Origin of the sequence: Streptomyces kaniharaensis (assembly GCF_009569385.1) — a bacterium.
Taxonomy (GTDB): Bacteria; Actinomycetota; Actinomycetes; order Streptomycetales; family Streptomycetaceae; genus Kitasatospora; species Kitasatospora kaniharaensis.
In genome coordinates this window covers 4,839,586-4,859,634 of record NZ_WBOF01000001.1, presented here as the reverse complement: position 1 = coordinate 4,859,634, position 20,049 = coordinate 4,839,586, and the positions used below count along the sequence as shown (strand labels likewise).

At 71.8% G+C, this 20,049-nt stretch carries 28 protein-coding genes and 3 pseudogenes; 16 read left to right on the top strand and 15 right to left on the bottom strand.

Going from position 1 to position 20,049, the window contains the following annotated elements; translation table 11 throughout:
- Nucleotides 1–90: 90 nt before the first annotated feature.
- Nucleotides 91–186: pseudogene (locus tag F7Q99_RS41320) on the bottom strand (Hsp70 family protein); the annotation flags it as partial.
- Between the two features lie 121 nt (nucleotides 187–307).
- Here F7Q99_RS41320 and F7Q99_RS22030 point away from each other — a divergent pair.
- Complete coding sequence (locus F7Q99_RS22030; protein WP_326846967.1) at nucleotides 308–604, top strand: helix-turn-helix domain-containing protein; 297 nt, start codon at nucleotides 308–310, stop codon at nucleotides 602–604.
- 23 nt (nucleotides 605–627) lie between these two features.
- Here the strand turns inward: F7Q99_RS22030 and F7Q99_RS22025 are convergent, their stop codons facing one another.
- The 4 genes from F7Q99_RS22025 to F7Q99_RS22010 all read right to left on the bottom strand — a co-directional run bounded on the left by F7Q99_RS22025 (nucleotide 628) and on the right by F7Q99_RS22010 (nucleotide 2,387).
- A complete protein-coding gene (locus F7Q99_RS22025) occupies nucleotides 628–1,029 on the bottom strand; it encodes a DUF2267 domain-containing protein (RefSeq protein ID WP_153464045.1) in 402 nt (133 codons plus the stop codon).
- A 55-nt stretch (nucleotides 1,030–1,084) separates the two neighbouring features.
- Entirely contained in the window at nucleotides 1,085–1,471 is a 387-nt protein-coding gene (locus F7Q99_RS22020) for a DUF2267 domain-containing protein (protein WP_153466484.1), read from the bottom strand.
- A 74-nt stretch (nucleotides 1,472–1,545) separates the two neighbouring features.
- Nucleotides 1,546–1,812: an anti-sigma factor antagonist gene (locus tag F7Q99_RS40465; RefSeq protein ID WP_195911144.1), complete on the bottom strand. Its 267-nt coding sequence runs from the start codon at nucleotides 1,810–1,812 to the stop codon at nucleotides 1,546–1,548.
- A 140-nt stretch (nucleotides 1,813–1,952) separates the two neighbouring features.
- Nucleotides 1,953–2,387 carry an Hsp20/alpha crystallin family protein gene (locus F7Q99_RS22010; protein WP_153464040.1) on the bottom strand — a complete coding sequence of 145 codons (435 nt, stop codon included), beginning with the start codon at nucleotides 2,385–2,387 and terminating at the stop codon, nucleotides 1,953–1,955.
- 109 nt (nucleotides 2,388–2,496) lie between these two features.
- On the opposite strand from F7Q99_RS22010, the gene F7Q99_RS22005 reads away from it, so the two are divergent.
- The 4 genes from F7Q99_RS22005 (at nucleotide 2,497) to F7Q99_RS21990 (ending at nucleotide 4,474) form a co-directional block, all read left to right on the top strand.
- Nucleotides 2,497–3,180 carry a type III effector protein gene (locus F7Q99_RS22005; RefSeq protein WP_153464037.1) on the top strand — a complete coding sequence of 228 codons (684 nt, stop codon included), beginning with the start codon at nucleotides 2,497–2,499 and terminating at the stop codon, nucleotides 3,178–3,180.
- Complete coding sequence (locus F7Q99_RS22000; RefSeq protein WP_153464034.1) at nucleotides 3,155–3,406, top strand: hypothetical protein; 252 nt, start codon at nucleotides 3,155–3,157, stop codon at nucleotides 3,404–3,406. Before F7Q99_RS22005 ends, F7Q99_RS22000 begins: the two co-directional genes overlap by 26 nt.
- Before the next feature lie 247 nt (nucleotides 3,407–3,653).
- Complete coding sequence (locus tag F7Q99_RS21995; RefSeq protein WP_153464031.1) at nucleotides 3,654–4,160, top strand: J domain-containing protein; 507 nt, start codon at nucleotides 3,654–3,656, stop codon at nucleotides 4,158–4,160.
- Nucleotides 4,151–4,474: an STAS domain-containing protein gene (locus F7Q99_RS21990; protein WP_153464028.1), complete on the top strand. Its 324-nt coding sequence runs from the start codon at nucleotides 4,151–4,153 to the stop codon at nucleotides 4,472–4,474. Before F7Q99_RS21995 ends, F7Q99_RS21990 begins: the two co-directional genes overlap by 10 nt.
- A 146-nt stretch (nucleotides 4,475–4,620) precedes the next feature.
- Here the strand turns inward: F7Q99_RS21990 and F7Q99_RS21985 are convergent, their stop codons facing one another.
- Nucleotides 4,621–5,580, bottom strand: a complete 960-nt coding sequence (locus F7Q99_RS21985) for a LysR family transcriptional regulator (RefSeq protein ID WP_153464025.1) — start codon at nucleotides 5,578–5,580, stop codon at nucleotides 4,621–4,623.
- A gap of 202 nt (nucleotides 5,581–5,782) precedes the next feature.
- Between F7Q99_RS21985 and F7Q99_RS21980 the strand changes: the two genes are divergently transcribed.
- From F7Q99_RS21980 to F7Q99_RS21955, 6 genes and pseudogenes are all read left to right on the top strand, one after another.
- Nucleotides 5,783–6,478 (top strand): type 1 glutamine amidotransferase domain-containing protein, encoded by a 696-nt coding sequence (locus F7Q99_RS21980; RefSeq protein ID WP_153464023.1) that lies wholly within the window; start codon nucleotides 5,783–5,785, stop codon nucleotides 6,476–6,478.
- Between the two features lie 5 nt (nucleotides 6,479–6,483).
- Nucleotides 6,484–7,059, top strand: a complete 576-nt coding sequence (locus F7Q99_RS21975) for a TetR/AcrR family transcriptional regulator (protein WP_153464020.1) — start codon at nucleotides 6,484–6,486, stop codon at nucleotides 7,057–7,059.
- Nucleotides 7,060–7,101: 42 nt separating this feature from the next.
- Nucleotides 7,102–8,115, top strand: coding sequence for an NADP-dependent oxidoreductase (locus F7Q99_RS21970; protein ID WP_153464017.1), 1,014 nt, complete (start codon nucleotides 7,102–7,104; stop codon nucleotides 8,113–8,115).
- A 59-nt stretch (nucleotides 8,116–8,174) separates the two neighbouring features.
- Nucleotides 8,175–8,763: pseudogene (locus F7Q99_RS21965) on the top strand (YibE/F family protein); the annotation flags it as partial.
- A gap of 96 nt (nucleotides 8,764–8,859) precedes the next feature.
- Nucleotides 8,860–9,783 carry a permease gene (locus F7Q99_RS21960; RefSeq protein ID WP_407697872.1) on the top strand — a complete coding sequence of 308 codons (924 nt, stop codon included), beginning with the start codon at nucleotides 8,860–8,862 and terminating at the stop codon, nucleotides 9,781–9,783.
- A gap of 11 nt (nucleotides 9,784–9,794) precedes the next feature.
- Entirely contained in the window at nucleotides 9,795–10,628 is an 834-nt protein-coding gene (locus F7Q99_RS21955; protein WP_153464012.1) for a TIGR03943 family putative permease subunit, read from the top strand.
- Nucleotides 10,629–10,630: 2 nt separating this feature from the next.
- On the opposite strand, the pseudogene F7Q99_RS21950 reads toward F7Q99_RS21955, so the two are convergent.
- Nucleotides 10,631–11,218 (bottom strand): annotated as a pseudogene (locus F7Q99_RS21950) (GTP-binding protein); the annotation flags it as partial.
- A 594-nt stretch (nucleotides 11,219–11,812) separates the two neighbouring features.
- Between F7Q99_RS21950 and F7Q99_RS21945 the strand changes: the two are divergent.
- Entirely contained in the window at nucleotides 11,813–13,807 is a 1,995-nt protein-coding gene (locus F7Q99_RS21945) for a putative Ig domain-containing protein (RefSeq protein ID WP_407697815.1), read from the top strand.
- Between the two features lie 121 nt (nucleotides 13,808–13,928).
- Nucleotides 13,929–15,125 carry a S53 family peptidase gene (locus F7Q99_RS21940; protein WP_153464009.1) on the top strand — a complete coding sequence of 399 codons (1,197 nt, stop codon included), beginning with the start codon at nucleotides 13,929–13,931 and terminating at the stop codon, nucleotides 15,123–15,125.
- Nucleotides 15,126–15,262: 137 nt separating this feature from the next.
- On the opposite strand, the gene rpmF is transcribed toward F7Q99_RS21940, so the two are convergent.
- The 5 genes from rpmF to rpmB are packed head-to-tail and all read right to left on the bottom strand — an operon-like array spanning nucleotide 15,263 to nucleotide 17,409.
- The gene (rpmF, locus tag F7Q99_RS21935) at nucleotides 15,263–15,427 is read right to left on the bottom strand and encodes a 50S ribosomal protein L32 (RefSeq protein ID WP_153464006.1); all 165 of its coding nucleotides are present in this window, start codon (nucleotides 15,425–15,427) and stop codon (nucleotides 15,263–15,265) included.
- A gap of 12 nt (nucleotides 15,428–15,439) precedes the next feature.
- Nucleotides 15,440–15,682 (bottom strand): 30S ribosomal protein S18, encoded by a 243-nt coding sequence (gene rpsR, locus F7Q99_RS21930; RefSeq protein ID WP_153464003.1) that lies wholly within the window; start codon nucleotides 15,680–15,682, stop codon nucleotides 15,440–15,442.
- 16 nt (nucleotides 15,683–15,698) lie between these two features.
- Complete coding sequence (locus tag F7Q99_RS21925) at nucleotides 15,699–16,871, bottom strand: CobW family GTP-binding protein (RefSeq protein WP_326846965.1); 1,173 nt, start codon at nucleotides 16,869–16,871, stop codon at nucleotides 15,699–15,701.
- A complete protein-coding gene (gene rpsN / locus F7Q99_RS21920; protein WP_153463999.1) occupies nucleotides 16,868–17,173 on the bottom strand; it encodes a 30S ribosomal protein S14 in 306 nt (101 codons plus the stop codon). Before rpsN ends, F7Q99_RS21925 begins: the two co-directional genes overlap by 4 nt.
- Complete coding sequence (gene rpmB, locus F7Q99_RS21915) at nucleotides 17,173–17,409, bottom strand: 50S ribosomal protein L28 (protein ID WP_153463996.1); 237 nt, start codon at nucleotides 17,407–17,409, stop codon at nucleotides 17,173–17,175. The genes rpsN and rpmB overlap by 1 nt, the downstream gene beginning before the upstream one ends.
- A gap of 142 nt (nucleotides 17,410–17,551) precedes the next feature.
- On the opposite strand from rpmB, the gene rpmG reads away from it, so the two are divergent.
- Nucleotides 17,552–17,716: a 50S ribosomal protein L33 gene (gene rpmG / locus F7Q99_RS21910; RefSeq protein WP_153463993.1), complete on the top strand. Its 165-nt coding sequence runs from the start codon at nucleotides 17,552–17,554 to the stop codon at nucleotides 17,714–17,716.
- A 41-nt stretch (nucleotides 17,717–17,757) separates the two neighbouring features.
- Here rpmG and F7Q99_RS21905 read toward each other — a convergent pair whose 3' ends face one another.
- Together F7Q99_RS21905 and F7Q99_RS21900 are read right to left on the bottom strand one after the other, a co-directional pair.
- Nucleotides 17,758–18,006: a hypothetical protein gene (locus tag F7Q99_RS21905; RefSeq protein ID WP_153463990.1), complete on the bottom strand. Its 249-nt coding sequence runs from the start codon at nucleotides 18,004–18,006 to the stop codon at nucleotides 17,758–17,760.
- The gene (locus tag F7Q99_RS21900; protein WP_153463987.1) at nucleotides 17,981–18,667 is read right to left on the bottom strand and encodes a hypothetical protein; all 687 of its coding nucleotides are present in this window, start codon (nucleotides 18,665–18,667) and stop codon (nucleotides 17,981–17,983) included. Before F7Q99_RS21900 ends, F7Q99_RS21905 begins: the two co-directional genes overlap by 26 nt.
- A gap of 109 nt (nucleotides 18,668–18,776) precedes the next feature.
- Between F7Q99_RS21900 and F7Q99_RS21895 the strand changes: the two genes are divergently transcribed.
- Nucleotides 18,777–19,211, top strand: a complete 435-nt coding sequence (locus F7Q99_RS21895; protein WP_153463985.1) for an Hsp20/alpha crystallin family protein — start codon at nucleotides 18,777–18,779, stop codon at nucleotides 19,209–19,211.
- A 10-nt stretch (nucleotides 19,212–19,221) separates the two neighbouring features.
- The gene (locus F7Q99_RS21890) at nucleotides 19,222–19,677 is read left to right on the top strand and encodes a DUF2267 domain-containing protein (RefSeq protein ID WP_153463982.1); all 456 of its coding nucleotides are present in this window, start codon (nucleotides 19,222–19,224) and stop codon (nucleotides 19,675–19,677) included.
- Between the two features lie 23 nt (nucleotides 19,678–19,700).
- Here the strand turns inward: F7Q99_RS21890 and F7Q99_RS21885 are convergent, their stop codons facing one another.
- Complete coding sequence (locus F7Q99_RS21885; RefSeq protein ID WP_326846964.1) at nucleotides 19,701–20,039, bottom strand: NIPSNAP family protein; 339 nt, start codon at nucleotides 20,037–20,039, stop codon at nucleotides 19,701–19,703.
- Nucleotides 20,040–20,049 lie beyond the last annotated feature (10 nt).

Sequence of the window (20,049 nt, the reverse complement as noted above, 5' to 3'; positions counted from 1 at the left end):
CATGGCCATACCGCGGAGCGGTCAGGCGGTTCTGGGCCGGGCAGGCCGTTTTCGTGATCGGCACGCACCGCGCCGAAGGTCCGGCGGACGGCCCGCGCAGCCGGGGACGACTGTCGGCTCGCCGCCCTCCAGCACGCAGACCACCGAGTTCGTCGTTCCCAGGTCGATACCGACTGCGCGTGCCATCGCCGGGCCTCCTCTCCTGCTATCCCTCCCGCCTTGCCTCAACGGGAGGTAGAAAACTTGTGGCTGGAGGAAATCTGTAACGTGGAAGTGAGGTTTCAGCGAACGACGAGGTGAGGTCGCGGTGGTGGAGCTGCCCATTGATGACGCGGATGCCGCGCTGTACACGGTGGGGCAGGTCGCCGCGATGCTGCACGCCCAGGTGGCGTTCCTGCGGCGACTGGACGAGCTGGGCGCGGTCGTGCCCGTGCGCTCGTCGGGCGGCCAGCGGAGGTACTCGCGTCGGGAGATCAACCGTGTCGCGGCCCTGATGAAGCTGATCAGCGAGGGACTGACCCTGGAAGGCGCGCGCCGGGTACTCGAGCTCCAGGCCCGAGTGGAGGAGCTGGAGGCCGACCTGGACCAGGCCCGCGGGCAGTGACGCCGGCCCCGGCCCGTCGGGGTTCAGGCGGCGGTGGCGGCGAGGTCGGCACGGCCGAACAGGAGCGCGTAGCCGCGGGGCAGATGGTTGAGGACGCGGTCGGTGAGCCGCTCGCCACCGAGGGATGCGAGGGCAGCCAAGACGGAGGAGGCGTCCCAGCGGGCGCTGGTGAGGCTGGTATTCAGGCCTCGGGCGACGGCTTCGACGAAGGCGGGGGCGGCGACGGGTTCGGGCAGGGGGACCTGCGAGGCGAAGACGGCGCGGGCCCGCTCGGGGAGCACGGCGGCCAACTCGCAGCGCTCGTCGCCGGTGAGCTGGGAGCCGAGGACGGCCAGGACCGTGTCGAGGACTCGTTCGGCTTCCTCGTCGCTGGGGTAGCGGCCGAGTCTGCGGACCTGCTGGATCAGGCGGCGGTGTCGGGTCATGGAGGTGGCCTTCCGGTACGGGCCGCCGCAGCGTGGGCGGCGGAACGAAAGCGGGTCAGGGTCGGCGGCCGGGGGCGGGGCGGCCGAACAGGACGTCGTAGCCGGGCGGCAGCTGGAACAGCACGCGCTCCATCAATTCGTCGCCGGCGGCGTCGGCCACCGTGGACAGGACAGCTCCGATGTCCCACACGGCGGTCTTCTCGGTGGCGCCCTCGATCCAGGCGGCGGTGGCGCGCACGAACCGTTCGGGACTGAGCGGCTCGGCGGCCTGCAGGGGATTGAGCAGGATCAGGGCGAAGGTCTCGGGCAGGCGGGCCGCGAGCTTCGCGCGCACGTCGCCGACCAGGTGAGCACCGAGCAGGGCCAGCACAACGCGGGCCGCGCGCTCGGCGTCCTGGGGCGTGTCGTACTCTCCGCGTTCCTGGACCCGGTCCAAGAACATCTCCCATCGAAGAGTCACCGCGCATTCCTCCCTTCGTCCCGGCACGCTGCCGGGTCCGGGCGTACGGGGGCCGGTCAGGGGCCGGCGGCAAAGCGGCGACTGAGGCCAGTGATCTTGAGCAACCTGGCCACGGGCCTGTCTACGCCGCGCAGGACGAGCCGCCCGCCGCACCGGTCGGCCTGGTTGCGGGCCTGGACGAGGACGCCCAGGCCCGAGCAGCCCATGAACGTCACCTCCGGCAGCTCGAGCACCACCTCCCGGTGCGCCTCGAACGCGGCGCCCAGCCGATGGCGAAGCCGCGGCTCGGTGGCGATGTCGATCTCACCACCGGCCCTCACCACGCACGGTGCCGACCGCCCATCGCACCGGGCATCGCCGGCCGGCACTGCGCATGCCTGCCCAGGGGACGCGGAGCCGCTGCGGGGGTTCCGTGCCGCCCGCTCGGGGGGTGCAGGCGGCACGGAAGGGCACAGGGACGTGGTCAGGCCTTGATCTCCTTGCGGTTTCCGCTGTGGCCGATGGCGATCTTGCGGGGCTTGGCCTTCTCGGCGACCGGGATCTTCAGGGTCAGCACGCCGGAGTCGTAGTCGGCGGTGACCCCCTCGGGGTCGAGCCTGTCGGAGAGCATGACCTGCCGGGAGAAGACGCCGAGCGGACGCTCGGACAGCTCCCACTTCACGTCCTCGCCCTCGTGGCGGGGACGCCGTTCGGCCTTGACGGTCAGCATGTTCCGCTCGACATCGATGTCGATCGCGTCGGGGTCCACCCCCGGCAGGTCGAAGCAGATCACGTACTCGCCGCCGGCGCGGTAGGCGTCCAGCGGCATCGGGGTCGGCCTCGACCAGGTACCGGCCGTGCCGAAGAACTGCTGGGTCAGCCGGTCCAGCTCGCGGAACGGATCGGTGCGCATCAGCATCGCGAAACACCTCCACTGATCGATGGGTGCCAGTGCGCTTCACCTGAAACCGTTCTAACATGTCATCTATCCGATGACAAACCCTGACGTCGCCAAAGGAGTGACACCGATGAGAAAGCGGCCCGAAGCGCCAGCCACCGGCGGCGGACCGCCGAGGGGCCCGGCGTCCTTCCTCGCCGCCGCCGCGGCGCTCGCCGCCATAGACGACGCCGTCCGCACCGCGCAGGACACCGAAGGTATGAGCCCGCCCACCACCCAAACCGGCCCCGAGCAGGCCTTGGCCGCCCTGCTGCTGCTGCGCGAGCTGCGTACCGAGCTCGCCGACTGGGAGGCCCCGCTGGTGGAGACCGCCCGCGCCGCCGGCGCCACCTGGGCCGACCTCGCCCGCCCCATGGGCGTCGCCAGCCGCCAGGCCGCCGAGAACCGCTACCTGCGCCTTGCGCCACCCGCCATCGACACCGCGGGCACCACCAGGGCCAAACGTGTCAAGGCCGTACGCGACCGCCGCGCCGCAGAGCGCTCCGTCACCGACTGGGCCCGCGCCAACGCCGCCGACCTGCGCCGGCTCGCCGCCCAGGTCACCGCGCTGACCGACCTCGCCCCGGCGGCCCGCCCCGCCCTCGACCGCCTCCACACCGCGCTCGGCGCCCCGGACGCCACCGAACTCCTCACACCCCTGGCCGCCGTCCGCCCTCACCTCGGCACCCGCCATCGCCAAATCGCCCACCGCCTCGACGACCTCGCCCAGCACACCGACCAGCTGCGCCATGACAGCGACCACCGGCGCGCCTGACCCCCTGGCCGCCGCCGAGGCGCGCTGGCGGCGGATCGAGGACCGGCTCCCGGCCGTCGGGCACCAGACGCGGACCGACAGCGACGCCGCCATCGCCTCGATGGACGCCTGCCTCGCACACCTGGAAGCCATACGCGAAGCCCTCCACACATCCCTGGTACAGGTCGAACAGGACATCGCGGCGCAGACCGGGGCCAGCGCGGCGCATCACACCGCCGGGTACTGAGGGACCGTCATGCCGACGACAGTGGGGGGACCCCATCAGGCCGAGGGGATCTTGCTCGCCCGGCAGTACCGCGGCCTCGCGGCGGAGCTAGTCACTCTCCTTGTGGGTCGGTGACAGCGATGAGGCTCTCGCGGGAGTCCACCAACAGCCCATACACCCCCATTTCGGGCATCTTGACAAGCGTTGGCCAAGGTTCTATCCAGGTCAATGAGGAGGTTTGCCGGGGTCACCCGGGAGGTGGTCCGCCATGACGAGATCGCGAGATCGACGCGATCACTATGCGGTGCTGGGAGTGGAACCCACGGCGTCCGCGCGGCAGGTCACCTCGGCCTATCGCACCCTGGTCCGGCTGCTGCACCCGGACACCAGCCCCGTCGAACCGGGATCGGCGGAGCGGCTCGGCGCGGTGGTCGCCGCCTACGAGGTCCTGCACGATCCCGAGCTGCGAGCCGCCTACGACGCCGAACGCGAGACCGCCCGGCCCCACCCGGGGACCGCCCGCGCCTCGGCCCCTCCCCCGACCGCGGGCCGACGGGTGCCCATACGAGTCGTCCGGAAAACCGGTGGGGCGGGGCCTGCGCGCGCCGCGCCTACTCCCCTCGTCGGAGCGATGACACGAGGAACCGGACCGCTCGTTCGAGTGGGCCCGGTGCGGACCGCACCGCCAGGTGCGTCGACGTGGGCGCGGGATGAATCCGGCGACCTCTGGGAGTGGATAGTGCACCGGCCGTGGGAGGTGGAGCCATGGCTGTGAACGGCAACGACTTCCGCACCGCCGTCTCCCGGTGGGACGGCCAGGTCACCGTCGCGATCACGGGCGAGATCGACCTCGCCACCGCCGCCGAGCTGGAGAGCCGTGTCAAGGAGTGCCTGGCGCACCGGCCCAGGCGCATCGACCTCGACTTCGCGCAGGTGAGATTCTGCGACTGCTCGGGCGCGCACACCCTGGAACGGCTCCATCACCAGGCGCAGGAGGAAGGCGTCGTCCTGAAGGTCACGGATGTGCGGGCCCCGATCGTCGCCCGGCTGTTCGACCTTTCTGGCCTCGCCGACCTGGTTGACGGCTGACACCGGGCCGCGTACCGCGGCGCTGCCACCATCGCGCCCGCTTCGTGAACCCTCCGGCAACAGGCCCTGGTCGAGGACCTTCCCGGCGGCCGGGTGGGACGAGCGGCTGGTCGACTTCGCCGCCGCCCTGAAGATCGCGGATCAGCTCACCGCAGGTGAGAGGGGATCGTGATCGGCTGCGGCGGCCCCCAGGCCTCGTGGGCGGAGCGCATCAGGTGGTCGCGGACCAGTGCGACGTGGGGATTCGTGGACGATCCCGGGCGCTGGACCAGGAAGCCGGTGTTGATCGGTGGGTCGTCCGGATCGTTGAGGAGGGCCAGGGCGCCTGAGGCCAGGTCGTCGGCGCACAGGTAGCGCGGCAGCACGCTGAACCCGGCGCCGCCGACGACAGCCTCTTTGACCGCCCTCAGGTCGGGCACGGTGACGGTCGGACTGCAGGTCAACCGCCTGCCGAAGACATGGCGCCAGTAGCGGCGGACGATCGGCAGGTCCTCGGCGTACGAGACGAGCGGCACTCCGTGCAGCGCTGCGGGCCCCTCGGTGGCAAGGCGTGATCCGATCCGTTCGGCCCATGAAGGTGCGGCGACCAGGACGAATTCCTCGTCGGCCAGCGGTACGGAGGCGAGCGCACGGCCGCGTGGGCGCAGGGTGGCCACCACCAGGTCGTGCCGGCCCGCGCGCAGTCCGTCGAGCAGATCGTCGGTGAGGCCGAATGCGACGCGTAGGCGCACCCCCTTGTCAACGAGCGGGGCGAGCGTTGGCATGACGCAGTGCGTGAGGTACTCGGCAGGCCCCGCCAGGTGCACGGGCTCCGCGTCGCTCTCGCCGAAGAGGGCGCCGCCGCTGACCGGGCCGAGGGCGTCCAACGGCTCCATGACCCGAGCGGCCAGCTCGTCGGCGAACGGGGTCGGGGCGACGCCGCGGGACAGCCGCTCGAACAGCTCCCGGCCCAGCTGCTTCTCCAGCGAGCGGATCTGCGTCGTCACTGTCGGTTGTGACAGGCCCAGCACGCGGGCGCCCGCGGTGAACGCGCCGGCGCGGTACACCGCGAGGAACGTGCGCAGCAGATTCAGATCGAGAAGGCCGCTGCCCTGCGGCGACGGCATTCCCGGCTGTCCATTGGGATCCCTATCTCTCACATGTACGAGCCTATTGGATTCCGATGGGGTAGGGGTCCTACCTTCGAGGACATCGCCGCACTGACGAACTGGGTGCGAAGTGTCAGTGCTTCGGAAACGTCAGCGGCGGCGACGCACCGTCCCCGATCCCTACGGCCCGTACGGGATCCGCACCCTCGGAGACCACCTCATGTCGAAGATCCTCTTCGTCGTCACCGGCACAGACCACTGGACGCTGGCCGACGGCACGAAGCACCCCACCGGCTTCTGGGCCGAGGAGGCCGTCGCTCCCTACCAGGCCTTCAAGGCGGCCGGTCACGAGATCGTGGTCGCCACGCCCGGCGGTGTCGTTCCCGCCGTCGACAAGGGCAGCCTCGCCCCCGAGGTCAACGGCGGGCAGGACAACGCCGACCGCATCGCCGACGCCCTGGCCGGCTTCAGCGAGCTGCAGTCGCCGATCAAGGTCGAAGACGTCAACCTCGACGACTACGCGGCCGTCTTCTACCCCGGCGGCCACGGCCCCATGGAGGACCTCGCGGTCGACGCCGACTCCGGCCGCCTCCTCACCCTCGCCCTGGAGTCCGGCAAGCCGCTCGGCGTGGTCTGCCACGCCCCGGCCGCGCTGCTGGCGGCCGCCAGGGCCGACGGCACCAACGCCTTCGCCGGCTACGACGTCGCCGCCTTCACCAACGCCGAGGAGACCCAGGCCGGCTTTGCCGACAAGGCGAAGTGGCTGCTCCAGGACCGCCTCACCGAGGCCGGAGTGAACGTCCGGGTCGGCGAACCGTGGGTGCCGAACGTGGTCGTCGACCGCAACCTGGTCACCGGCCAGAACCCCGCCTCCTCCGCCCCGCTGGCCGTCGAACTGCTCAAGAGGCTGGCCTGACCCCGATGGGCACCGACCGGCTCGACGAGGTCCTCGACGCCACGTACGACTGCCTGACCAGGTACGGCGTGCGGCGCACCACGATGGACGACATCGCCACCACCATGGGCGTGTCCCGGTCCGCGGTCTACCAGTACGTGCGCAGCAAGGACGACGCCTTCCGGCGGCTCGCCGGGCGCCTGCACGAGCAGGCGCTCGTGCGGGCCCGCCGGGCGGCGGCCGACACCACCCTTCCGTACGCCGCCCGCGTCCGGGGCGTCCTCGCCGCCAAGCTCGAACTCGTCCTCGCCCTGTCCGGTGACTCCCCGCACACGGCCGAACTCCTCGACGACAAGGCCCGCCTCTTCGGCGGGATATGTTCCGACTTCACCGCCGAGCTGCGCCACCTGCTCACCGGACTCTTCACCGAGGCGGGCACCGTCGAAGGGGCCGGGCCCGCCAGGGCCGCGGACATCTGCATCGCGCTCGTGGTCGGCCTGGAGAACACGACGGACGCGCACTGCCTGCTGCCCCTGGGATCCGATGCCCTCGTGGCCGGTCTGCTGGGCGTACCCGTCTCCACCGTTGCCGCGGGCAGCTGACTTCCCTGTCTCCCTCACACTGCACTACTCCCTAGGATCGTCATGTCTTCTTCCAGCCGTGAATGGCACCTCGTCGCCCGCCCCGTCGGCGAGCCCAAGGACTCGGACGTCGCGTTCGAGACGGCCACCGTGCCCGACCCGGGCCCCGGCCAGGTCGTCGTCCGCAACGACTACCTCTCCGTCGACCCCTACATGCGCGGGCGGATGAACGAAGGCGAGTCCTACATCCCGCAGTTCGAGCTGGGCGAGGCCATGACCGGCTCGGCCGTCGGCACCGTCGTCGCCTCACAGGCCCCCGAGGTCCCGGTCGGCGCGACCGTCACCCATTTCCTCGGCTGGCGCGAGTACGCCCTGCTGGGTGCCGCCGACGTTCAGCTCGTCGACCCCGACCTCGCCCCTGCCCAGGCCTACTTGGGCGTCCTCGGCACCACCGGCCTGACCGCCTGGGCCAGCCTCAAGGAGGTCGCCCCGGTCAAGGAGGGCGATGTCGTCTTCATCTCCGGTGCCGCGGGCGCCGTCGGTTCCGTCGCCGGGCAGTTCGCCCGCAAGCTCGGCGCCTCGCGCGTCATCGGCTCGGCCGGCGGCCCGGCCAAGGCCGAGCGGCTGACCGAGGACTTCGGCTACGACGTCGGTCTGGACTACCGCGCGGGCGACATCGCCGGACAACTCGCCGCCGCCGCTCCGGGCGGCATCGACGTCTACCTCGACAACGTCGGAGGCGACCACCTCGACGCCGCACTCCGGACCATGAACCTGCGCGGCCGCGTCGCCCTGGTCGGCGCCATCTCGATGTACAACGCCACCGAACTGCCCGCGGGCCCGCCGCACCTGCCGCTCGCCATCGGCAAGCGCATCAACCTGCGCGGCATGAACGTCAGCGACCACCTCCACCTCGTTCCGGACTTCGCCCGGCAGGTCGGCGGCTGGCTCAAGGACGGCTCGCTCATCACCGACGAGACTGTCGTCGACGGCATCGAGAACGCCTTCGAGGCCTTCCAGGCCATGATGCGCGGCGCCAACACCGGCAAGATGCTCGTCCGCCTCCCGCAGGCCTGACCTCGCCAGGCCTCATGAACGCCGGCAGGTGGGCGCCCCCCAGCCCACCTGCCGGCTCACTGCTCTCCCGCACGGGGTCGGTCTTCACCTCCTGGGCGCATCTGACGGGCAACACCTCGGAGGAGAGCGGCCTCATCCACGACCTGTATCCGAACATCGAGATCCGCGGCCTGCTGCTGGCCGGATTCATCATCGGCTCGCTCGGCGTACTCGACGACGTGACGGTCACCCAGACCAGCTCCGTGTGGGAACTGCACCAGGCGGACCCGGCGATGGGCGCCCGCAAGCTCTACCGAGCGGGGCGGGATCGGGCGCGACCACATCGCCTCCACGGTCAACACCCTGGTGCTCGCCTACGCGGGCGCGGCGCTTCCGCTGCTGCTGCTCTTCTCGGTCGCCCACCGCGACGTGCTGTCGGTGGCCACCAGCGAGCTGGTGGCCGAGAAGATCGCCCGCACCCTGGTCGGCAGCATCGGCCTGGTCGCCTCGGTACCGGTCACCACCGTGCTCGGCGCGCAGATTACCGATCGCGGGAACGGCGCGAAAGACCTAGATGAATATGATTATCACCGCTACGCTGTCTCCGGCTCCCCGAACATGACGGTGAGCAGACAGGTCTCGCCGGCGGATCGGCGGCGAGTGGGCTGAGGAGCGGTCACCTTGGTGGAGACGAGTCTCGGCAGCGTCCGGCACGTCCCAGTAGCGCCGGCGGAGGCCCCGCCGCGCTGGAAGTCGCCGCTGCTGATCGGAGTACCGGCGGTCGTGGCGGTGGCCGCGCTGGTAACAGTGTGGGACGCCGGCAGTGTGCAGACCTGGCGGACGGTCATGGTTGCCATCGTGGTTCAGGGCGTGCCGTTCCTGGTTCTGGGCACCGTGGTGTCGGCCGCGATCGGTGCGTTCGTCCCGGAGCGGGTGTTCACCCGGGTGCTGCCGAAGAACTCGGCGCTCGCCGTACCGGTAGCCGGGGTGGCCGGCGCCGTCCTGCCGGGCTGCGAGTGCGCGTCCGTCCCGGTGGCCGGCAGCCTGATGAAGCGTGGGGTCGCGCCGGCTGCCGCCCTGGCGTTCCTGCTCTCCGCGCCCGCGATCAACCCGGTCGTCCTGGTCGCCACCGCGATCGCCTTCCCCGGCAAGCCGGAGATGGTGCTGGCCCGGCTGCTGGCCTCGCTCGCCACCGCGGTCGTGATGGGCTGGCTCTGGGTGGCCTTCGGCCGGCCGGAGTGGCTGCGGCTGCCGAAGAGTGCGGGTGGTCACGGTGAGGGCGGCGCACGCAACCCGTTGGAGGAGTTCCGGCGCGGCCTGCAGCACGACTTCCTGCACGCCGGCGGCTTCCTGGTGGTCGGCGCGGCAGCCGCGGCGACGTTCAACGTGCTCGTCCCCCCGTCGGTTCTGCGGATCTTCTCCGACTCGCCGTGGCTGGGCGTGCCCGTGCTGGCCTTCCTCGCCGTGATCCTCGCGGTCTGCTCGGAGGCGGACGCCTTCGTGGCCGCCTCCCTCACCGGCTTCTCCCCCACCGCCCGGCTCGCCTTCATGGTCGTCGGCCCGATGGTCGACCTCAAGCTGATCGCCCTCCAGTCGGGCGCCTTCGGACGCGCCTTCGCGCTCCGGTTCTCCAGCGCGACCTTCCTGGTCGCCGTCCTCGCCAGCATCGTGATCGGAGGGACGCTGTGAAGGCCACCGCTGTGACAGCCACCGTCCGGGGGCTCGCCCCGTCCCTGCTCGTCGCACTGGTCGGGGCGGCCCTGCTGCGGATCACCGTCGGCAGCGACGTGTTCCTGCAGTACGTCAAGGAGGGCCTGCGGATTCCGCTGATCGCCTCGGGGATCGTGCTGCTCGGGCTGGGTATCGCGGGCGTGGTGCGCCGCGTGACCGCCCACCGGCAGGAGCCGGTGATGCAGTTCGGCCGGGACGCCGAGGGCAACGCGGTCTGGCTCCGGCCCGCCAAGGACGACGGACACGGACACGATCACGACCACGGCCCGCGCGTGGCCTGGCTGCTGACCATCCCCGCCGTGCTGCTGCTCTGCCTCACCCCGCCCCCGCTCGGCTCGTTCAGCGCCTCCCGGGAGGGCACGGACGCCGTCGTCGAACCGGCGAAGTACGCCGACCTGTCCCAGCAGCCGGCTGCCCCGGGCAGCGCCGCCGGTGCCTCCGTCACGGTGCCGACTCCGATGTCGCTGACCGAGTTCATCGGCCGCAGCCACGACCCGAACAAGAGCCTGGCGGACCGCAAGGTGCGGCTCACCGGCTTCGTCTCCCCCGGAGCGCAGCCCGGCGAGTGGTACCTCAACCGGCTGGTCGTCAGCTGCTGCGCGGCCGACGCCCGGCGGCTGCGCGTCCTGGTGCACGCCACCGGGCCGGCCCCTGCCACCGACAGCTGGGTGGACCTCACCGGCGTCTGGAATCCGACCCCGGAGGCACCGGCCACCACGGCGCCGCGGATCGACGTCTCCGAGCAGCACGCCGTCCCCCAGCCGCGTGCCCCGTACCGGGACCTCCCGCCCTCGGACCAGTAGCCCTATACGGGGCAGTCGCCGTGCGCCTCCCAGGCGGGGAACGGGTCCCCGCCCCGCAGGATCGGCTCGCCGTCGGCCAGTAGGCAGGCGGCGAGTCGATCGTGCAGGGCGTCGGCGTTCAGTGCGGTGCCGATGAAGACCAGTTCCTGGCCCTGGCCGTCCGCATGGACGCCGGCCGGTTCGAAGCGGGCGACCGAGCTGGCCTGGGACCACAGGCCGGTGACGTGCGGCCTGGTGGCCAGGCGGAAGAAGCCCTTGGAGCGCAGGACGGTGCCGTAGGCGCCGCCGTCCAGGTCCTCGGTGACGAACTCCCAGAGCCGGCCGGGGTGGAAGGGCCGCTCGGCGCGGAACACCGTGCTGGAGATGCCGTACTCCTCGGTCTCGGGGATGTGGTCGCCGTTGAGTTCGGCGACCCAGCCGGGGGCCTGCTGGGCGCGTTCGACGTCGAAGCGGCCGGTTCCGAGCAGTTCGGCGGGGTCCACCCGGCCGTGCCGGGCCGGGACGATCCGGGCGGCGGGGTTGAGGCGGGTGAGGGCGGCCCGCAGCCGTACGGCCTCCTGCTCACCGACCAGGTCGAGCTTGTTGAGGACTGGCAGCCGCCGGCTCGGGAACCGTCGTGACGCTTCCCGAGGACGACCACGCCCTGGCACTCCTCGGCCGACAACTGTTCGTCGCACGGATTCGCTAACCTCCCCACAACGTAATGGGGGTTCGCCGGGCCACCCAGGGCGTCGACCGCAGTATGGCCGCCGCACGGGTCGACGCCCCCGTGACGGCACGGACGCGGGCCGGCCCACAGCCCGCCGCTGACACTCACCCGACCCGGCCTCGTCACACGATCTTCCTCTGCTCTACTCCTCGGAAATTCATGGGCAAGGGGCGGTAAAGGCAGCGACCGTCGCCTTGTTGCCCTCGATGACCCGTCAGTAACCTCAAGGCCCGCACCAGTCGGCGACAGTCCGGCGCGGTGAGGCCATCGACCGGCAGCTGCCTGTCATGAGCCTGGCATTCCACCCCTCTGGAACGCCCAACTCCCGTACAGCGCAAGCACCACGTCGGTCCGTGGACACCCACCGGGGCCGACGGCACATGCCGAGATCCGTCAGCACGGGCACGAGCCCGTACCGGCGAAAACCCCCATGCCGGCACCGGCCGCGCCCTCGTCCCCCACGGAGGGTCGACTCTTGCGCTCCCACTCCCCCAGCAGCCCGCGGCTGCCCAGAGCCCGCAGACTGCTCGCCGCCCTGCCCGCCCTCGCCATGGCCGCCACCGGCCTGCTCGCGATCGCCGCGCCGGGCGCCAACGCCAAGACCGACGCGCCCACCAACGGCGCCGCCACCAAGCGGGTCTGCGCCGCCCCCACCCACCCCGGACAGATGGCCTGCCTGGCCCTCGCCCGCACCGACGTGCCCCAGCACCTGACGCTGGCCCCGAACATCAACCCGTCCGGGTACGGCCCGAGCGACCTCGCCTCGGCCTACAACCTGCCCGCCTCGGCCGGCTCCGGCGCCACCGTCGCCATCGTGGACGCCCAGGACGACCCCAACGCCGAGTCCGACCTCGCCGCCTACCGCTCCCAGTACGGCCTGCCCGCCTGCACCACCGCCAACGGCTGCTTCAAGAAGGTCGACCAGCGCGGCGGCACCAGCTACCCGAGCGCCGACAGCGGCTGGGCCGGCGAGATCTCGCTCGACGTCGACATGGTCAGCGCGGTCTGCCCCAACTGCCACATCCTCCTGGTCGAAGCCGACAGCGCGACCATGGACAACCTCGGCGCCGCGGTCAACACCGCCGTCTCGATGGGCGCCAAGTACGTCTCCAACAGCTACGGCGGCCCCGAGGACTCCACCGACCCGAGCTCGGACGCCAGTTACTTCAACCACCCGGGCGTCGCCATCACCGTCTCCTCCGGTGACTCCGGCTACGGCGTCGAGTACCCGGCCGCCTCCCAGTACGTCACCGCCGTCGGCGGCACCAGCCTCAACCGCGCCTCCACCAGCCGTGGTTGGAGCGAGAAGGTCTGGGGCAGCAGCTCCGGCGGAAACGGCGCCGGCTCCGGCTGCTCCGCCTACGACCCCAAGCCCAGCTGGCAGAAGGACACCGGCTGCGCCAAGCGCACCGTCGCCGACGTCTCCGCCGTCGCCGACCCCGCCACGGGCGTCGCGGTCTACCAGACCTACGGCGGCTCCGGCTGGAACGTCTACGGCGGCACCAGCGCCTCCGCCCCCATCATCGCCGCCGTCTACGCCCTCGCCGGCACCCCGGCCACCGGCACCAACCCGGCTTCCTACCCGTACGCCCACACCGGCTCGCTGTACGACGTGACCAGCGGCGCCAACGGCAGCTGCTCCCCGTCCTACCTGTGCACCGCCGGCGCCGGCTACGACGGCCCGACCGGGCTCGGCACCCCCAACGGCACCGCCGCCTTCACCTCCGGCAGCACGGGCGGCAACACCGTCACCGTCACCAACCCGGGCAGCCAGAGCACCGCCCAGGGCTCCCCGGTCAGCCTGCAGATCCACGCCAGCGACTCCGCGTCCGGCCAGAGCCTCAGCTACAGCGCGAGCGGCCTGCCCGCCGGACTGTCCGTCAACGCCACCACCGGCCTGATCACCGGCACCGCGACCACCGCCGGCAGCTACACCGCGACCGTGACCGCCACCGACACCACCGGCGCCAGCGGCTCCACCACCTTCAGCTGGACCGTCACCGGCACCGGCGGCGGCTGCACCGCCACCCAGCTGCTCGGCAACCCCGGCTTCGAGACCGGCAGCGCCGCGCCCTGGACCGCGACCCCCGGCGTCATCGACAACAGCAGCAGCGAGCCCGCGCACAGCGGCAGCTGGAAGGCCTGGCTCGACGGCTACGGCTCCAGCCACACCGACACCCTCACCCAGACGGTGACGATCCCGGCCGGCTGCAAAGCCACCCTCAGCTTCTACCTCCACATCGACACCGGTGAATCCGGCTCGACCGCGTACGACAAGCTGACCGTCCAGGCCGGCACCACCACCCTGGCCACCTTCAGCAACGTCAACGCGGCCGCCGGCTACACCCTGCGCAGCTACGACCTGAGCGCCTTCGCCGGCCAGAGCGTCACCGTCAAGTTCACCGGCACCGAGGACTCCTCCCTCCAGACCAGCTTCGTCATCGACGACACGGCCCTCACCACCTCCTGAGGCCACGCCGGGGTGGGTCGCGGCCACGGCCGCGACCCACCCCGGCCACGACCCGGCATCCCCAAAGCCGTTGCCGTGCAACGCCCCCACGCCCCGCCCCCACCGATCCGGAGGACCTCCGTTGCGCGCCACCACCCTCACCCCCCACCTCGCCCGCCGCACGGCCGCCGCGCTCGCCGGCTCGGCCGCCCTCGCCACCATCGCCGTTGTGGCCCCCGCCAACGCCCTTCCCTTACAAGCTGGTTCACCGTCCTGGGTGCGCTCCTGCACAACCCTCGCCAAGGGCGACACGATGTCCTGCCACGCCCTGCGCGTCACCGACACCACCACCGCCCTCACCCCCTCCGGCTACGGCGCCGCCGACCTGCGCAGCGCCTACAGCCTGCCCGCCAACGGCGGCGCCGGTGTCACCGTCGCCATCGTCGACGCGTACGACGATCCCAACGCCGAGGGCGACCTCGCCGTCTACCGCGCCCAGTACGGCCTGCCCGCCTGCACCACCGCCAACGGCTGCTTCAAGAAGGTCGACGAGAACGGCGGCACCAAGTACCCGCGCGCCGACCGCGGTTGGGCGGGCGAGATCGCCCTCGACCTCGACATGGTGTCCGCCATCGCCCCCAACGCGAAGATCGTCCTCGTCGAGGCCTCCCGCGCCACCACGGCCGACTTGGGGACGGCCGTCAACACTGCCGTGAGGCTCGGCGCCAAGGTCGTCTCCAACAGCTACGGCGGCAGCGAGTCCTCCAACGACCCGACCTACGACAAGCAGTACTTCAACCACCCCGGCGTCGCCATCACCGTCTCCTCTGGCGACTCCGGCTACGGCGCCCAGTACCCCGCCGCCTCCCGCTACGTCACCTCGGTCGGCGGCACCACCCTCAAGAAGGCCGGGAACACGCGCGGTTGGAGCGAGTCCGTGTGGAACGGCGCCGGCTCCGGCTGCTCCGCCTACGACGCCAAGCCCAGCTGGCAGAAGGACACCGGCTGCGCCAAGCGGACCATCGCCGACGTCTCCGCCGTCGCCGACCCGGCCACCGGCGTCTCCGTCTACCTGACCTACGGCGGCAACGGCTGGGTCGTCTACGGCGGCACCAGCGTCGCCGCCCCCGTCATCGCCGGCGTCTACGCCGACGCGGGCGCGCCCTCGGCGGGCAGCTACCCGGCCGCCTTCCCCTACGCCCACACCGGCTCGCTGAACGACGTCACCAGCGGCTCCAACGGCAGCTGCTCGACGTCCTACCTGTGCACCGGCACCACCGGCTACGACGGCCCGACCGGCCTCGGCAGCCCGAGGGGCACCACCGCGTTCACCGGCTGACCCGCCTCGGGTGGCCGCGCCGGGCCGACCGGTCCCGGCGCGGCCAGCGCACCTCGGGCACCTGTGCCGGCCTTGCCGCTCATCGGCCCGAGATCCGCCGCGAGGGGGCAGCGGTCACGCCACGGCTCCTCGTGCTCTCACGGCGTCAGCAGCCCTCGCTCGTACGCCTTGACCAGGTTGCGGGGCACCAGGTGCTCGCGCCCGTCGACGGTGATCGGGACAAGCTGCGGGGCCGCGGCCTTCCACTGGGCGCGGCGGTGCCGGGTGTTGCTGCGGGAGGTTTTCCGCTTGGGAACGGCCATGTGGGGTCTCTCCTATCGGGCGGTGGAGGCGTAGGGCAGCAGGGCCATCTCGCGGGCGTTCTTGATCGCCCGGGCCATCACCCGCTGCTCCTGCACAGTAAGACGGGTGACCCGGCGGCTGCGGATCTTGCCGCGGTCGGAGATGAACTTGCGCAGCAGGTTCGTGTCCTTGTAGTCGACGTACGTGATCCCGGCTTCCATGAGCGGGTTGGGGCGCGGGCGGGCCGGACGTCCGCCGGTGGGGCGCTTGGCCATCGGTTCTTCTCTCTGGTCAGGAGACGGGTTCGAGCAGGTCCTCGAAGGCGTCGGGCAGGGTCTTCCAGCCGGCCTCCCCCGCCATCAGTTCGGCGTCGGTGAGCAGGCAGGAGTCGAGCAGTTCGGTGACGCCATCGACGTCCAAACCCTCGGCGATGAAGGCGAGTTGCTGGACGCGGTCGCCGTGGACCGGGTGCCAGTCGAGGGCGGCGGCGGCCCTGCGGGCGGGCGGGTAGAGCTCCCAGGCGGCGTCCGGCAGCGAGGCGAGCCAGGGCCCGCACTCCTCGACGGCGAGGTTGGCTCCGGCGGCGTCCCAGGCCAGCATCAGTTCGGGCCGGTTGGCCAGCCAGAACCGGCCGCGGCTGCGCTGCGCCGCCGGGACGAGCAGCTCCAGCGCCTCATACAGGCGGACCGGGTGCAGCGGTCGGCGCCGCTCCCACACCAGGGTGGCCACCCCCGCCTCGTCGGCTTGCTGCGGCAGCAGCGCGAGGGCCGGATTCACCCGGTCGCGGGCGGCGGCCACGTCGAAACCGCCGAGCGCCGCCCGCAACAACTCACCGGTACCGAGCAGGACCCGCCGAGCCGTCGGGTGCAACTGGCGGAGCATGGACAACCCTGCCTCGCCGCCACGGGCGACGGCGATCGTGGCGGCGTACTCGATCTGATGGGCGAGCGCCTCGGCGCGGGTACGGGAGTCGTCCGGGGCGGTGTGCTCGCCGTGCTCCGCCAGGTCGTCGGAGACGGAGAGTTCTCCGAGCAGCCGGTCCGGGTCGACGGCGACCACCGCGCCCGCCAGTTCGATGGACTCCCCCATCGGACGGCCGTCCACCTCGCCCCCGGCAATCAACTCGACCGCCGGGTGCGGGTCACTGCCGCCCCACAGCTCGACGATCGCGAGCCCGTGCTGCCCGGCCTCGGCCAGGCGCAGCAGCTCGGGCAGCAGGTCCTCGCGCAGCGCGCAGCAGGGGCAGTCGTTGGTCAGCGGGACGTCCGCCGTCATGATGGTGTCGCTGGCGTCGCGGAGTTCGCGGTGGACGGTGCCACGCGGGGCATCGCGCAGGTCGTGGTGGAGGACCACGCCGTTGACGCTTCCGTCCAGCAACTCCTGGACGGCGCGGCGGCGTTCGGCCCGGTGGAGGCCGGCCACCACCACGACCGGGAGCCTGACGTGTTCGGGCACCGCGCTCACCAGCTCGACTTCCGCACACCGGGCAGCTGTCCGGCGTGGGCCAGGGTGCGCAGGTTGATCCGGGAGAGGCCGAAGGCGCGCTGGTAGCCGCGCGGGCGGCCGTCCACGGCGTCGCGGTTACGGATCCTGGTGGCGCTGGCGTCGCGCGGCTGGCGGGCGAGTTCGGCCTGCGCGGCGGCGCGCTCGGCGGGCCCGGTGTCGGGGTGGGCGATGGTCCGCTTGAGTTCGGCGCGGCGCTCGGCGTACCGCGCGACGACCGCGCGCCGCTGCTCGTTCTTGGCGATCTTGCTCTGCTTGGCCATCAGACCTTCTCCCCACGGGCGCGGATGCGGGCCACCGCAGCCTCGATTCCGATCACGTCGACGGTCTTCAGGCCCTTGGCGCTCAACGTGAGGCGCACGTACCGGCCCTCACTGGGCAGCCAGTAGCGCTTGCGCTGGATGTTGGGGTCGAAGCGGCGGCTGGTACGGCGGTGCGAGTGCGAGATCGCATTGCCGAACCCAGGCTTACGACCGGTCAGTTGGCAGTGTGCGGACATGGGCTGCTCCATCGGACGGGCACAAGGACATGGCGAGAGGCCACCCCGGGCACGGCGGCCCGGACGGCATCCTCACCTTAACCTAGATGAAAATGGATTTCATTTGCTATGGTCGATTCCCATCCGACCACAGGAGGACCTCATGGCCCGCAACGAGCTGCGCCCGATCATCAAGCTCCGCTCCACCGCCGGCACCGGCTACACGCACGTGACCCGCAAGAACCGCCGCAACGACCCCGACCGACTGGTCCTGCGCAAATACGACCCCGTCGCCCGCCGTCACGTCGACTTCCGCGAAGAACGCTGACCCCACCAAAACCCGGGTGGCTGCGGTGGCTCCCGGCCCTGTCAGTCCGGCCGGTTGTTCGGCGGTGTGGCCTGGGGACTGCCCGGATCGGGGGCGGGCAGTGGCCAGGTGGTCTGAGCGAGCTGGTGGCCCAGGGCGTCGAGGCGGGCGAGGTGGGTGTCGAGGGCGATGGTGACGGTGCTCGTGGTGGCGGCCACTCGTGCTTCGAGGTCGTGGATCCGGTCCAGGAGGTCCTGCCAGCGCCTTTCGGCGGCGGCGACAGGGTCAGGCGCGGCGTCGGTCGCTGTCATCGCGGAGCCGGGTGGTGTGGTGGGTGAGGGCGGCGAGGCGGGCGGCGAGGTCGCCCTGGCCGGTGCCGAGGTGGGGGCGGATGGCGGCGAGAGGCTCTATGAGGTCGGCGGGGTCGGTGGCTCCGAGGGCGGCGGTCAGGGCCGCCTGGGCGGGGCGGGCGCCGGGGGCGAGTGCGGTCATGGTGATCTGGGCGGCGAGGACCCGCAGCTCGGCGGCGTTGTCGCGGGCCCAGGCGGTGACCGTTCGGTCGGCGGCCCGCCGGTCGCGGACCGCCTTGACGCGTTCCGCGCCGGTACCGGCCTGCGTCGTGCCGCTGGCGGGCTTGAGGCGCAGGTAGCGGTTCTCGGCGGCCTGGCGGCTGGCCACGCCCATGGGGCGGGCGAGGTCGGCCCAGGTGGCGCCGGCCTCCCGGGCGGTCTCCACCAGGCCGGCTTCCCAGCCGGCGAGCTCGGTGCGCAGCTCGCGCAGCAGCACCAGGGCAGCCAAGGCCTGCTCGGGGCCTGCCTGCGCAGCAGGGGCGATCGGGGGCTGGGACGCGGGGTTCTGGGCGGTGCGGACGGCGTCGTCGATGGCGGCCAGCGCCGCCGCGGCCGCCAGGAACGAGGTGGGCTCGACCGGCCGGGGAGCGGCAGCGGCGGGTCTGCGGGGCTTCTCACTCATGCAGTCACTCTATAGGCGACACCAGGACTTGTCATCGGATGGATGACGCGCTAGAAAGGTGGCAGGTGAAGCGCACTGGCACCCATTCGATCAGTGGAGGTGTTTCGCGATGCTGCTGCGCACTGACCCGTTCCGCGAGCTGGACCGTCTGACCCAGCAGTTCCTGGGCAACACGGGAACCTGGTCGCGTCCGGCGCCGATGCCGCTGGACGCCTACCGGGCCGGCGACGAGTACGTCATCTGCTTCGACCTGCCCGGAGTGGACCCGGAGGCGATCGACATCGACGTCGAGCGGAACATGGTGACCGTCAAGGCCGAGCGCCGCCCGCGCCAGGAAGGCGAGGGCGTGAAGTGGGAGCTGTCCGAGCGCCCCCTCGGCGTGTTCTCCCGCCAGGTCATGCTCTCCGACACCCTCGACCCCGCCGGGATCACCGCCGACTACGACGCCGGCGTGCTGACCCTGAAGATCCCGGTCGCCGAGAAGGCCAAGCCCCGCAAGGTCGCGATCAGCCACAGCGGCGACCGCAAGCAGATCCAGGCCTGACCGGCCCCCGATGCCGTTCCGCGCCGCCCCTGATCTCTCCCCTCGATCGAAGGGGCGGCCGGAACATCCCCCGACCGCCGACCGCCGGCCGCCTCGCCGAGACCGCCCGCGGCGACGGGGCAACGCCAAGTACGACACCCCGCAGGAAGCCGAGCGCGCGGCCCGGGTCGTCCTGGCCCTACTGGGCGCCCACCTGGTCGCCGAGGTGCGCGCCGAACTGGCCGCCCGCCTGCCGGAGACCATGGCCCTGATCCTGCTCAACCCGCTGCGGACTGCCGAGCCGCTCAGCCCGGAACGGTTCGTGCGCGCCACCGCCGCTTGGATCGAGGGCGCCACCGAAGCCACGGCCCTGTGGGACATCGGCGCCGTCCTCAGCACGGTGGCCGACGCCGCCGGCGAGGACCTCACCGGGCGCGTCCTGCTCCAGCTGCCGCGTCTCCTGTGTCGCTGTACTGGTGGCGAGTGACGGGTGCGGGGGCCGCAGCCGGGTCACCGCAGCGGCGAGGCGGGCGTGGGGGTGACGCGGGTGACGACGGACTTCTCGGGGATCAGCAGGCCGTAGACCACCGGGCCGATCTCGTTCTTCCAGCGGTCGTTCTGGTAGACCGCCTCGTACAGCGCCTCGCTCTGAGCCTCGTCCTCGAAGCGGCGGATCCACACATAGCCGTCCTCGTCCTGGGCGTCGACGAAGGAGGCGGTCACGTCCATGCCCAGCGAGGCCTGGAACGGGATGACCACGTCCTCCATGTAACGCACCCACTCCTCGCGACGTCCGGGCTGCGCCTGGTAGCGGCGGATCTCGTAGTACATGCTTTCTCCGAACTCCACGTGAGAATGG